Here is a 12,872-nt window from a genome sequence, read left to right on the forward strand (position 1 = left end):
ATACTCATTTGTAAGCAGGATTGCCTGACGACGATCCTGGTGTGGGGTTGGTGCTAATGAAAACCCGTTTATTTTCAATGTCTTACAAACTAATTATAATATTAACTCACCGAATTACTCAGTTATAATTTGATGTATTATGATAAGTACAAGCAAATTGATTTGAATCCAAACTCACAATTTAAATTTTAGCAATGACTATCACCTCAAAATAATAAAATAGCTATTCTACTTATTGCTAAATAATCTTGAGCAATAAAAACCATAAAAGATAATATACAAATAACAGATAAATGGTATTATAAACGATTGTTGCAGAGTATAGTAATCGGCGATAACCCCTTGAATTAAAGGTAAAACAGCTGCTCCTAAAATAGCCATTACTAATAATGATGAACCCTGACTGGTATATTTACCCAAGCCTCGTATCCCTAAAGTAAAAATATTAGACCACATAATCGAATTAAATAGTCCAGCTCCAATTAATGCCCACATGGCTACCTCACCACTGGATAGAATAGAGACTAATACCAATAAACAATTGACTATTCCAAACAACCATAATGTTCTGGAAGCCAAACTTTTGCCTAACAAAAAGAATAGATAATTTAAAACTAAAATTATCAAGAATGGTGTTATTGCAGTAAAGGGTAAATCGGATATAAAATAAATTACAACAAACGAAAGTATAGCAGAAATAACCATGTAGAAATTCTTTTTAAGCATGGGCAAATTACTCAAAGATAATGCTCCAAGAAAACGCCCGATCATTGCACCTCCCCAATAATAAGCTAAATAATTTTTGGCTAAAGACTCTTCTAATCCTGCGATATGATCTAATCCGGTAAAATTTATTAAAAAACTTCCTATAGAAACTTCTGCACCTACATAAACAAAAATTGCAAGAGTCCCATAGTTTAAATTTGGGAATTTAAGTGCACCAATACTATCAGATATTTCCTCATCATTTTTAAAATCTGGCAGCTTTAAAAACTTAAAAATTATCGCCATCAGGATAAATATCGATCCGAAAATCAAATAGGGAATTTTGGTGGAATTTGAATTATCTCCATCGTTGAAAAAGTATTCAAATATCAAAAAGCCTCCAACGATTGGAGAAATAGTTGTACCCAAAGAATTAAATGCCTGAGACATATTTAATCTAGCTGAAGCAGATTCCGGACTTCCTAAAATTGATACATAGGGGTTTGCAACGATTTGCAAAAGTGTAAAACCTAGACCCAATATAAATAATGCTGATAAAAAAAGGACATATAATTCAAGGTTAGCCGCAGGGTAAAACAACAAACATCCCGTACCGGAAATGATTAATCCTAAAATAATTCCATTTTTATAACCAATTCGATTTATTGGATCACCCTTTTTTAATGAAAGTATAAAATATCCAAGAGATCCTAAAAAATAGGCCATAAAAAAACAAAACTGAACCAACATTGCTTGCCAATATTTTAGTGTAAATATCTCTTTAAGATGAGGAATTAAAATATCATTCATACAAGTCATAAAACCCCATAAAAAAAATAAGACTGTAACTGCCACCAGACTTCCAGAGAAATTTTGCTTTGCCATTGATTTTTTCTTCATTAAAAAATTTAATAATCCTTTAAAGTAGAGGAAAGCTATGTTATTGATATCTTGATTTAAGAATCAAAAGTTTAATCTGTCTTTCAATTATATTCTTACATAGAAAATTATACTTTTTTATGACATACAAATCAGACAAAGCTTGTCATTATATTGGTATTGATCTTGGAGGAACGAAGATCGAGGGAATCTTAATAACCAAAAATGAATCAATCTATGAGGTAAAACGAAGAATTCGAGTACCTACAGAACGTGAAAAGGGATATGACCATATACTTAACCAAATAAGCTACCTGGTTAATAAACTTCGGAAAGAGAGTCCGGAAGCCATAAATAAAATTGGGATTTGTACTCCGGGCACATTTGATCCTGATACAGGAAGTTTAAACAATAGTAATACAACCTGCCTGAACGGGAAAAATATCAAACATGACTTAAGTACCTCTTTAGACATTGAAGTCCTTATCGAAAATGATGCGAATTGTTTTACGCTCGCTGAAGCAACTATGGGTGCTTTATCAAAATTAGAAAAAAAACCCAACGTGGTATTTGGTGTCATATTAGGCACAGGAGTTGGTGGAGGAATTTTTATTAATGAAAAATCATTGAGTGGCAAAAATGGAATTGCAGGAGAATGGGGTCATAATTTTTTAGATAATTCCGGAGGAAGTTGCTATTGTGGGAAGGTTGGTTGCGTTGAAACAGTAATTTCTGGAGTAGCTCTGGAGTCCTATTACCATTCAATTAGTGGAAAAATAAAATCGCTTGCTGAAATTGTTCAGTTGCATGATAATGAAACCGATCAACAAGCAAAACAAACAATAAAACGATTGACTACCTATTTTGGCAAAGCTCTTGCTCAGGTTATAAATATTTTAGATCCTGATGCGATTGTTCTTGGCGGAGGCGTTAGCAATATTCCTTATTTATATACTGATGGTGTAAATGAAATCAAAAAGCATTTGTTTAATGATGATTTAAAAACACCAATTCTAAAACCGGAATTAGGAGATAGTGCTGGCGTTTTTGGTGCTGCAGCCTTGACAATGATGTAATTACCTTTTCCTCTAAATAGAGTTGATTTACCATATTAACAAATAGATTAATTTAAATATGAAAATCCTGATTTCACTTTTTTATTTAATAATTCCGTTTATTGTTTTTTCTCAGACAACTACTAAAAAGCCAAATGTAATTTTCATCATTACTGATGATCAGCAAAAGGGTTTATTAGGAATTGAAGGTAATGAATATTCTAAAACCCCGAATATTGATCGTATAGGTGAGGAAGGAGCTATTTTCAATAATGCATTTGTAGTGACACCACTTTGTTCCCCAAGCAGAGCTAGTTTTTTGACCGGGAATTATGCGCACAATCATAATGTAATCAACAATGACAAGTTAGGCAATGATGTTGTAAGTCATACTTTATTGACCTGGCCCAGACAACTTCGAGAATCTGGTTATCATACAGCATTTATCGGTAAGTGGCATATGGGACTTGATGATTCCAGACTGCCAGGATTTGACAGATGGTTCAGCTTTAAAGGACAAGGTGATTATATCGATGGAGTAGTTATTGATGAAGATTCACGAATTCAAACTACCGGATACATGACAGATATAATCAATGAAAAAGCAATACAATATTTGAATAATCACAATGAGGAAACTCCATTCGCTTTGATTGTTGCCCACAAGGCTGTTCATTGGCCATTACTTCCAGCAAAACATCATGAATCTGAATTTGAAAAATATAGTTATGATTCCTCCTTATATTCATTTAATGACACCGTAAATAAACCGCATTTAAACAGAAAATTTACTAGAAAGAAATTCTATGAATATCAGAATGTGCTACCCGAACCTCCTGAGTCAAGAAGATGCAGAGGAAGAAACCCTACTGCTGTAATAGGTGATCAATTGCGATGCCTGATTAGTGTCGATGAAGGGGTCGGTAAAATTTTTGACATACTTGAGCAAAAAAACATGCTCCGGAATACCATAATCATTTATGTGAGTGATAACGGTATGCTAATGGGAGAACATGGTGAATTTAATATGAAAAGATGGCCTTATGACCCTGTTTTAAAAATCCCAATGCTTATTCGATACCCTGATTTAATAAAACCAGGAAGTGTAAATAATCAATTAGTATTAAATATTGATATTGCTCCTACTATATTAGAACTGGTAGGTGTAAAGTCCTTGGAAAAAATGGATGGTATTAGTTTAATCCCAGTACTAAAACAAGAAAAAACCGAATTAAGAAAGGCATTTTTAGCGGAATATTACCATGAAAAAGTAGCGGCAAGAGTACCAGGATGGAAGGCGGTTAGAACACATAAATGGAAATACATCAAATATGATGATCCGGAAATACAATCAGAGCTCTATGACTTAGAAAATGATCCGGAAGAAAAGAATAATTTAATTGACAAAAATTTCTCTGCTCAAATATCCAAATTAGAAGTGACTTTAAATGAATTACTCAATAATCAGGATTAAAACATAAGATGTTTTGTTGGTTTATATAATGAAGATAGAATAATTGCAATTAAATGTCCCTGGCTCGAGCAAGCCTCGAAATATCAATTCACTAAAATCAATATCCACTGGCTCAAGCGTCTCGCGTGGGCCGTATACTCATTTGTAAGCAGGATTGCCTGACGGCGATCGTGGTCTGGAGTCGGTGCTAATGAAAACCATTTCGCTATAGCGAAATTAATTTAAACTATAAATGAATAATATAGCAGGATTACCTAACGGCGATCCTGGACAGGGATGGGGCGCAAATGAAAACCATTTCGCTATCGCGCAATAATTTTTTGTTAGCACTGTCCAAATTCAAGCGAGCTTGACTTGTCCAGTGCAAACAAAAAAACCTTGCATGGAAATGCAAGGTTTTCATTGTCGGGGTGGCAGGATTCGAACCTGCGACCTCCTGCTCCCAAAGCAGGCGCGATGACCGGGCTACGCTACACCCCGATAAATTTCTTTGATACTTCTAATTGTATCTGCAAGCTATTTTTGCCTCTGCGATCTTCCCGACACTCAAGTCGGGACGCTTTGACCGGGCTACGCTACACCCCGATAAATTTCTTTGATACTTCTAATTGTATCTTCAAGCTATTTTTGCCTCTGCGATCTTCCCGACACTCAAGTCGGGACGCTTTGACCGGGCTACGCTACACCCCGTGGCGGAGAGAGGGGGATTCGAACCCCCGGTACGGTTTCCCGTACGCATGTTTAGCAAACATGTGGTTTCAGCCACTCACCCACCTCTCCGGGTTTTATTCTGAATTAATCCTTTCAAAGTAACTGCCTCGTTCGGCTTTTTCCCTCAAAAGTGATGCAAATATAAACGATTGTTTTTTACTTCTTCAACCCCAAACCAAAAAAAAATTTAAAAAAGTTTTTAACACCATTTAACCCCTTACAGGTTTCCCTCTTTGACTCACTTAGTTATATTTGTTTTCTAAATTATTTTTATAATATGAATTGGTACGTCGAACCTGATAATACGGTTTACATTTTTATCGGACTCTTTATCCTGATCTATCTGCTATATATTGTCCGTGTATCTGTCATATCCCGAAAAATGGGTGTCCCCTACTATGGTATCGCTTTTAAGGTGATTCTCAGAACTGTCTACTTCTCTCTGTTTATTATAGCCCTGTTAGGTCCTTCCTTTGGACAGGCAAAAGATGAGATTCAGGCGGTTGGTAAAGACATCTACTTTTGTGTCGATTTATCTGAGTCAATGAATGCCAATGATATCGAGCCTACCCGTCTTTCCAACCTAAAACATGAACTGGTGGAAATTGTAAATGCATTTAGTGGAGACAGAATGAGTCTGATAATCTTTTCTGGTGAGGCATTTATTCAATGTCCTTTAACTTATGACCAATCAGCACTCAGTCTATATATTGAAACACTTTCTACAAGCCTGGTGCCGGAAACAGGAACTAATTTTGGACCACCTCTTGAAATGGCCATCTCCAAAATGAATGAAAATGAGGATGTTGCCGGGAAGGAAACAAACAAAGTGATTGTATTGATGTCTGATGGAGAAGATTTTGGTGAAAAAACTAATGAAGCGGTTAAGAAGATCAAAGACGAAGATATTTCGTTATATACTTTAGGTATTGGAACAAGACAAGGCAGCAGAATTCCTCAAGGAAGCTCTTACAAAGCTGATAAACAAGGACAACCTGTAATCACCAAATTAAACCCTGAAGACCTAATCAGTCTTGCAGATGAAACAGGCGGAAAATATTACGAAATATCTGACCAAAAGAATGAAACTGACCAGCTTATTCGTGATATACGAGAAGTTGAAGGACAAATTCAAGCTACGAGGGTTATTGATGTTAATCAAAACAAATACTGGATATTCCTGGCAATAGCAATGGGTCTATTTATTCTTGATATGTTAGTTCCGGTTAAAACATTACAATTGAAATGAGATACTTATTACTATTTATATTTTCAGGTTTATTCATCGCTCAGTTATCAGCAAATGATATAGCGGAGATCAATAAATTAAAGAAAGAAGCAACCGAAGCTTTTAATAATGAAAATTATGAGGTGGCTATTGAAAAATTCATCCTTTTAAAAGATTCATTTAATGTAAAAGAGGAAACGCTCCTTTTAAACCTGGCTCACTCCTACTGGAATTCTGGAGACACAACCCAAGCTCAAAGCAGCTATTCCAACCTTCTGGATGCTAAAGATAAAGAGATCCGTTCAATAGCTTATCAGCAAACCGGCAGCATAGCATTTCATAAAAAGAACTATGACTCCGCAATTGCCATGTATAAACAATCCCTCCTGGCTAATCCATATAATGAACAAGCTCGGTATGATTTTGAGTTGGCAATGAAGAAAAAGAAAGAGGAAGAAGAAAAGAAAAAGCAGGAACAACAAAAAGATCAGCAAAAGAACAAGGACGAGCAGAACAAAGACGAAAAGAACGAGGATCAAAAAAATAAAGATCAGAAAAACGATCAAAATAAAAATAAGAGCGGGGAAGAAAAAGAAGATAAGTCTAAGCAAGAAGAGCAAGAAAAAGCTGACGAAGAAAAAGCCGACCAGAAAAAGAAACAGGAAAATGACGGAAAGGCTGAAAAAGACAAAGAGGATAAAGAACAAAACGACGAAACTGATAAAGAGAAGCAAGAAAAAATGAAAAAGCTTCGTGAAAAACTTCAGGAGATGAATATGTCTGAAGAAAAAGCCCAAATGATTCTCGAAGCACTTCAAAACAACGAAGTTCAATATCTGAAACAGATGCAGCGTAAGTCAACAAAACAAAAAGACAGTGATAAACCAGACTGGTAAAAAAGAAGCCACCATTAGAGTGGCTTTTTTTATAATAGTCGACCCTAACATTTGTTCGCTGTAACGTGATTTTAATTTCTTATTTAATTAAGTTGCAAGTGAATAAACAATCATTAATCTAAAGAGAGATTTGTCTCTTTTAAACATTAATAAATTCATGAAAGAAGTATATATCGTATCGGCTGTCAGAACCCCAATTGGCAGTTTCAATGGAACTTTAGCAAATATCCCTGCTACAAAACTAGGTACTATTGCAATAAAAGGCGCACTTGAAAAAGCTGGTGTTTCTGCAGAACATGTACAGGAAGTTTATATGGGTAATGTGGTTTCAGCCGGTTTAGGTCAGGCTCCTGCTCGTCAGGCTGCACTTGGCGCAGGAATCGGAACCAATGTTCCATGTACGACTGTAAATAAAGTTTGTAGTAGCGGATTAAAATCTGTTATGCTGGCTGCTCAAAGTATCATGCTTGGCCATAATGACGTTGTGGTTGCCGGTGGTATGGAGAACATGTCTTCTATTCCTTACTACCTGCCAAAAGCTCGCTGGGGCATGAAGTATGGTCATAGCCAGGTTATCGATGGTCTTATGCACGATGGTCTTTGGGAAGCATATAACGGATTCCCAATGGGTAACTGCGCAGATAATACTGCTAAAGAAATGGCTATAACTCGTGAGCAGCAGGATGAATATGCTATAAGAAGTTACAAACTATCAGCAGAAAGCACTGAAAAAGGTTACTTCAAAGAAGAAATCGTTCCTGTAGAAATCCCTCAGCGTAAAGGTGATCCAATACTTATGACTGAAGATGAGGAATATAAAAACGTTAACTTTGATAAGATTCCTTCATTAAATCCTGTATTTAGCAAAGACGGAACAGTAACTGCTGCTAATGCAAGTACAATTAATGACGGTGCATCTGCGCTTGTAGTTATGAGCAAGGAAAAAGCTGAAGAGCTTGGTGTTAAGCCAATAGCTAAGATTTTAGCCTTCGCCGATGCAGCACAAGATCCAATATGGTTCACAACTGCTCCTTCGTTAGCTATTCCAAAAGCGCTTGAAAGAGCAGGCCTTTCAATCGGTGAAGTTGACTATTTTGAAATAAATGAAGCTTTCTCTGCTGTAGCATTAGCAAACAACCAAAAACTAGGTCTTGACACTGATAAAGTAAACGTATTTGGTGGTGCTGTTGCATTAGGTCACCCACTTGGAGCTTCTGGAGCTAGAATCCTGACTACTCTAACTTCAGTATTGAAGCAAAAAGATGCAAAAATAGGAACTGTGGGTATTTGTAATGGTGGTGGCGGTGCCAGTGCCATGGTTATCGAAAAACTATAATTCTAACCATACTAAAAAACTGAGCCTTACGTTATACGTAGGGCTTTTTTTTTATGTTTAATACAAACAAAGCCCTTAATTTATCAACTCGATCCATCTATGCTCTTTAGCATATTTTGGGTTTAATAATGTATATTTACCCTATGCTCAAACAATTATTATTAGTCACAACGCTACTATTCTTTAACTTCCTGATAACGGCTCAGGATTCTTATGGTAAAAAAGTCATTACACGGTATAGTAATGGAGATGTCAAAGAGGAATATTATGTAATGGGAAAAGACCAGAACATGATGAATGGCCCTTACGTCACCTATTATGTCGGAGGACAAATAGCCGGAGAAGGCCAGTTTAAGGACGGTAAAAGAGAAGGTACATTCACTTCATACTATGAAGACGGTACCACAATGCGTGTGATCAATTATAAAGAAGGTGAAAGACATGGTTCTTTTAGCATTTATAACAAGGAAGGGATCAAAATTCAAGAGGGTGAGTATGTAATGGGTAATATCGTTGGAAAGGTATCTGTATACCTCGAAGAAGGAATATTAAAAAGCGAAACTCAATTTCAAAATGGAATGCCAGAAGGAAGTGTAAAGCAATACTATGAAAATGGTAATGTCAAACAAGACATTGTCTATAAAAATGGTAAGCAAAATGGTGTTTCAAAGCAGTTTTATAAAGATGGTCAACTTAAAACAGAGGCCAATTATGAAGATGGATACCTCACCGGGTTTTTTAAAACTTATTATCCAAATGGCAAATTAGAGACTGAAAGCTACCTGGTAGATGGAAACAGGCATGGTGAGTTCAAAACATATAATATGGAAGGTAATCTTATAATGAAGGGAGAATTCAAAGACGGATTACTTGATGGACCTAATCTAGCCTATTATAATTCAGGTAAAATAAAACATGAACTTGAATACAAGAAGGGCTCAAGACAGGGTACCGCTCATTATTACTTTGAAAATGGTGATACCGAACGTGAAGTAACCTATAAAAGTAATGAGGAATACCAGGACATTACCGAATACTATCCTAACGGGAAAGTAAAATATAAGCATTTCATTCGTGAGGGTCAGAAAAATGGACTGTGGAAGTATTTCTATGACAATGGGCAATTGCAAAAAGAAGTTCCTTATGATAAAGGCAGACCTCATGGCACTTTGAAAACTTATTATGAAAATGGTAATCAGGAAACTGAAGCAAATTATGCAACAGGGTTTCTGCACGGACAATATACTTCATGGTATCCTGATAATACAGTTAAAATAAAAGTAGGCTACCAGTTAGGGAAACGTAAAGGATCATATGTAGAGTATTACCAAAATGGCCAGATAAAGGCCAAAGGACAATATTATGATGATAAACAAGTGGGAGATTGGAAGTTTTATGATGAAGAAGGAAATCTACTTGCAGGAGAAAAAATCCTTGATTAACAATTTTTATTTATAAGGTATCCTTTGAAGCAATAAACACTTTCTTATTTTTGCATTCATGAATCAACAAGCACTAAAAGAAACCAATTTTAATTTCCCTGGTCAGGATAAATTTTATCGTGGGAAAGTAAGGGATGTTTATACATTTGGAGACAAACTAGTAATGGTAGCCTCCGACAGAATCTCAGCTTTCGACGTTGTGTTACCAAAACCAATACCATTTAAAGGACAGGTTTTAAATACTATCGCTGCAAAGTTTCTTGAAGCTACAAGTGATATTGTTCCTAACTGGGTGATTAATGTTCCAGACCCGAATGTTACCATCGGAAAAGCTTGTGATGCATATCCTGTTGAAATGGTTATCAGAGGTTACCTTGCTGGTCATGCCTGGAGAACTTACAAATCCGGAAAGAGAGAACTTTGTGGAGTCACTCTTCCAGAGGGCTTAAAAGAAAACGATAAACTCCCGGAACCAATCATAACACCTACTACTAAAGCACATGAAGGCCATGATGAGGATATAAGCAGAGAAGAAATTCTTGCTCAAGGCCTTGTTTCTGAAGATGAGTATCTTCAGTTAGAAGATTATACAAGAAAGTTATTTCAGCGTGGTACTGAGATGGCAAAAGAGCAAGGACTAATCCTTGTCGATACAAAATACGAATTTGGAAAATTCGAAGATAAAATATACCTTATAGACGAAATTCATACTCCTGATTCATCCAGATATTTTTATTCTGATGGATATGAAGAAAGACAAAATGCTGGTGAACCTCAAAAGCAATTGTCAAAGGAGTTTGTCAGACAATGGTTACTGGAAAATGATTTCGCAGGGAAAGATGGACAGACAGTTCCGGAAATGACTCCTGAAAAAATAAATGAGATTAGTGACCGGTATATTGAATTATATGAAAAAGTTACTGGATTACCATTTGAAAAAGCAGATAATGATAATATGGTAGCCAGAATTGAAGAAAATATTAAAAACGCATTGTCCCTATGAAATACGAATTAGAAGAACAAGATAAATATACAGTAATAACAATCAAGCAAGAAAAGGTTGATTCATCTATCGCCCCTGATGTAAAATCAAAATTGGTTAAAATGCATGCTGAGGGTGTAGGAAATCTTGTGCTTAATTTAAATGATGTGAAGTATATGGATTCATCAGGATTAAGTGCTCTTTTAGTTGGTAACAGATTGTTTACTGAAGATGGTGGAGATTTTATTTTATGTAATATCTCTGATCATGTTATGAAACTTATAAACATTTCTCAGTTAGATAAGGTTTTGACTATAGTTCAGAATATCGAAGAGGCTGTAGACCTTGTTTATATGAATGAACTGGAGCGGGAATTCAAAAATGAAAACCCTGAAGAATAGACAGTTAGAATTGTAAGTATTTATTTTTTAAACTTTATTGGTTTGGCTTTTTATATAACAATTTTAGGCTCAAATGCCTCTACTCCGGCTTATGGCAGGAATCAGACGTCGCAGTATATTAAGCTGCATGGTCATAATTTTTTGATGGATTGTGGTGAGGGCACCCAGTTGTTACTTAAAAAGAACAGACTAAAGCTTCAGCGAATAAATAAAATTTTCATAAGTCATTTGCATGGTGATCACTACTTTGGTCTTATAGGCCTGGTTTCCACCATGCATTTGTTAGGAAGAAATTCACCTTTAGAGATTTATGGACCTAAAGGTCTTGGTGATATTCTTACAATCCAGTTTAAATATTCAGACACGAAACTAAGATACGATCTTAAATTTCATGAATTAACATACGGCGATAGCGGAATAATTTTTGAAGATAGCAAAATCCAGGTTGAGCATTTTCCGTTGAAGCACCGAATAGATTGTCATGGGTATATTTTTAGAGAAAAACCAAAGCCAATCAGAATAAACAGAGAAGCAATACCTGAAAATTTATCTGTTGATGAGGTTTCTACTTTGAGACAAGGCAAATCTGTTCTAAATGAAGATGGTAGCATCAAATATGATAAAAAGGACTTCACCTTACCTCCTAGAAAATCATTTAGTTATGCATTTGCATCAGATACAATTTATGATCCTGAAATAGTAAATTATATCAAAGATGTAGACGTGCTCTATCATGAATCTACGTTCTTGAAAGACGAGGAAGAAAGAGCTGCTCAGACATATCATTCAACGACAGTACAGGCAGCAGATATTGCAAAAAGAGCTAATGTGGGGAAATTATTATTAGGTCATTATTCTACCCGTTACCGAAACCTCGGACCTTTTGCTGATGAAGCTAAAGAAGTTTTCCCTAATGCTGAACTTTCTGTTGAAGGCAAAGTTTATGAACTAAAAGAATAACATAGTGGCAATAAGCGGTAGCAAGAAAAAAAGAAATCTATTCTTCATATTATCAGGCATCTTTCTGACAAACGCACTGTTAGCTGAAGTAATTGGTGTAAAGATCTTCAGCCTGGAAAAAACATTTGGTGCAGATCCTGTAAATCTTAAATTATTTACTGAGTCACTTATGAGCTTTAATCTTACAGCGGGTGTTATTTTATGGCCTGTTGTATTTATTACTACTGATGTGATAAATGAATACTTCGGCCGTGAAGGAGTAAAAAAAATAAGTATAGCAACCGTCGTTTTTATTTCATATATGTTTGTAATCATTTTTTTGATCACAAAACTATCTCCTGCTGACTTTTGGCTCGAAACAAATGGCAAAACACCCGATGGCAGGCCATTTGATGTAGACTACGCCTTCAATAAAATTTTCCTACAAAGCGGCGGAATAATAATTGCTTCTTTAGTTGCCTTCTTAATTGGTCAATTTTTGGATGTTACCGTTTTTCATTATTTAAGAAGATTTACCGGATCAGATAAAATATGGCTAAGGGCTACTGGCTCTACCCTGGTATCTCAATTAGTTGATAGTTTTGTGGTGCTGTATATTGCATTTGTATTATTTCAGTCACCTCAATATAAGTGGTCGATGGATCAATTATTAAATGTAGGTATGATGAATTACATTTATAAATTTATAATTGCCATTGTACTCACTCCATTGCTATATGTAGCACATTGGGTTATTGATAGATATCTTGGTAAAGAAGAAGCAGAGAAAATAATGGAAGAAGCGGCTGCAAGCAGCCGCTAAA

11 protein-coding genes and 2 tRNA genes are annotated in these 12,872 nt (G+C 35.6%); 10 read left to right on the forward strand and 3 right to left on the reverse strand.

The window, feature by feature from the left end; genetic code table 11:
* Nucleotides 1-228: 228 nt before the first annotated feature.
* The gene (locus HH304_RS08160; protein ID WP_169680039.1) at nt 229-1,605 is read right to left on the reverse strand and encodes a sugar MFS transporter; all 1,377 of its coding nucleotides are present in this window, start codon (nt 1,603-1,605) and stop codon (nt 229-231) included.
* 119 nt (nt 1,606-1,724) lie between these two features.
* Between HH304_RS08160 and HH304_RS08165 the strand changes: the two genes are divergently transcribed.
* Both HH304_RS08165 and HH304_RS08170 read left to right on the forward strand, forming a co-directional pair.
* Nucleotides 1,725-2,660, forward strand: coding sequence for an ROK family protein (locus HH304_RS08165; protein WP_169680041.1), 936 nt, complete (start codon nt 1,725-1,727; stop codon nt 2,658-2,660).
* Nucleotides 2,661-2,718: 58 nt separating this feature from the next.
* Nucleotides 2,719-4,113 (forward strand): sulfatase-like hydrolase/transferase, encoded by a 1,395-nt coding sequence (locus HH304_RS08170; RefSeq protein WP_169680043.1) that lies wholly within the window; start codon nt 2,719-2,721, stop codon nt 4,111-4,113.
* Nucleotides 4,114-4,518: 405 nt separating this feature from the next.
* Here the strand turns inward: HH304_RS08170 and HH304_RS08175 are convergent.
* Nucleotides 4,519-4,593 (reverse strand) — tRNA-Pro (locus HH304_RS08175).
* 210 nt (nt 4,594-4,803) lie between these two features.
* Nucleotides 4,804-4,893: transfer RNA gene (locus HH304_RS08180), tRNA-Ser, on the reverse strand.
* Nucleotides 4,894-5,101: 208 nt separating this feature from the next.
* On the opposite strand from HH304_RS08180, the gene HH304_RS08185 reads away from it, so the two are divergent.
* The 8 genes from HH304_RS08185 (at nt 5,102) to HH304_RS08220 (ending at nt 12,871) form a co-directional block, all read left to right on the forward strand.
* The gene (locus HH304_RS08185; protein WP_169680046.1) at nt 5,102-6,073 is read left to right on the forward strand and encodes a vWA domain-containing protein; all 972 of its coding nucleotides are present in this window, start codon (nt 5,102-5,104) and stop codon (nt 6,071-6,073) included.
* Nucleotides 6,070-6,948 (forward strand): tetratricopeptide repeat protein, encoded by an 879-nt coding sequence (locus tag HH304_RS08190; RefSeq protein ID WP_169680048.1) that lies wholly within the window; start codon nt 6,070-6,072, stop codon nt 6,946-6,948. Before HH304_RS08185 ends, HH304_RS08190 begins: the two co-directional genes overlap by 4 nt.
* A gap of 157 nt (nt 6,949-7,105) precedes the next feature.
* Nucleotides 7,106-8,284 (forward strand): acetyl-CoA C-acyltransferase, encoded by a 1,179-nt coding sequence (locus tag HH304_RS08195; RefSeq protein WP_169680050.1) that lies wholly within the window; start codon nt 7,106-7,108, stop codon nt 8,282-8,284.
* Nucleotides 8,285-8,412: 128 nt separating this feature from the next.
* Complete coding sequence (locus HH304_RS08200) at nt 8,413-9,726, forward strand: toxin-antitoxin system YwqK family antitoxin (RefSeq protein ID WP_169680052.1); 1,314 nt, start codon at nt 8,413-8,415, stop codon at nt 9,724-9,726.
* Nucleotides 9,727-9,784: 58 nt separating this feature from the next.
* Complete coding sequence (locus HH304_RS08205; protein ID WP_169680054.1) at nt 9,785-10,729, forward strand: phosphoribosylaminoimidazolesuccinocarboxamide synthase; 945 nt, start codon at nt 9,785-9,787, stop codon at nt 10,727-10,729.
* Nucleotides 10,726-11,109: an STAS domain-containing protein gene (locus HH304_RS08210; protein ID WP_169680056.1), complete on the forward strand. Its 384-nt coding sequence runs from the start codon at nt 10,726-10,728 to the stop codon at nt 11,107-11,109. The genes HH304_RS08205 and HH304_RS08210 overlap by 4 nt, the downstream gene beginning before the upstream one ends.
* 42 nt (nt 11,110-11,151) lie before the next feature.
* The gene (locus HH304_RS08215; protein WP_169680058.1) at nt 11,152-12,069 is read left to right on the forward strand and encodes a ribonuclease Z; all 918 of its coding nucleotides are present in this window, start codon (nt 11,152-11,154) and stop codon (nt 12,067-12,069) included.
* A gap of 1 nt (nt 12,070) precedes the next feature.
* On the forward strand, nt 12,071-12,871 hold the full coding sequence (locus tag HH304_RS08220; protein ID WP_169680235.1) for a queuosine precursor transporter: 801 nt from the start codon (nt 12,071-12,073) through the stop codon (nt 12,869-12,871).
* Nucleotide 12,872: the final 1 nt, after the last annotated feature.

This window comes from Marinigracilibium pacificum, assembly GCF_012926615.1.
Classification (GTDB): Bacteria; Bacteroidota; Bacteroidia; order Cytophagales; family Cyclobacteriaceae; genus Mangrovivirga; species Mangrovivirga pacifica.

Coding starts and splice junctions, on each gene's coding strand:
- HH304_RS08205 (WP_169680054.1), top strand. CDS start 9,785: ATGAATCAACAAGCACTAAAAGAAACCAATTTTAATTTCCCTGGTCAG.
- HH304_RS08185 (WP_169680046.1), top strand. CDS start 5,102: ATGAATTGGTACGTCGAACCTGATAATACGGTTTACATTTTTATCGGA.
- HH304_RS08195 (WP_169680050.1), top strand. CDS start 7,106: ATGAAAGAAGTATATATCGTATCGGCTGTCAGAACCCCAATTGGCAGT.
- HH304_RS08165 (WP_169680041.1), top strand. CDS start 1,725: ATGACATACAAATCAGACAAAGCTTGTCATTATATTGGTATTGATCTT.
- HH304_RS08200 (WP_169680052.1), top strand. CDS start 8,413: ATGTATATTTACCCTATGCTCAAACAATTATTATTAGTCACAACGCTA.
- HH304_RS08210 (WP_169680056.1), top strand. CDS start 10,726: ATGAAATACGAATTAGAAGAACAAGATAAATATACAGTAATAACAATC.
- HH304_RS08170 (WP_169680043.1), top strand. CDS start 2,719: ATGAAAATCCTGATTTCACTTTTTTATTTAATAATTCCGTTTATTGTT.
- HH304_RS08160 (WP_169680039.1), bottom strand. CDS start 1,605: ATGAAGAAAAAATCAATGGCAAAGCAAAATTTCTCTGGAAGTCTGGTG.
- HH304_RS08190 (WP_169680048.1), top strand. CDS start 6,070: ATGAGATACTTATTACTATTTATATTTTCAGGTTTATTCATCGCTCAG.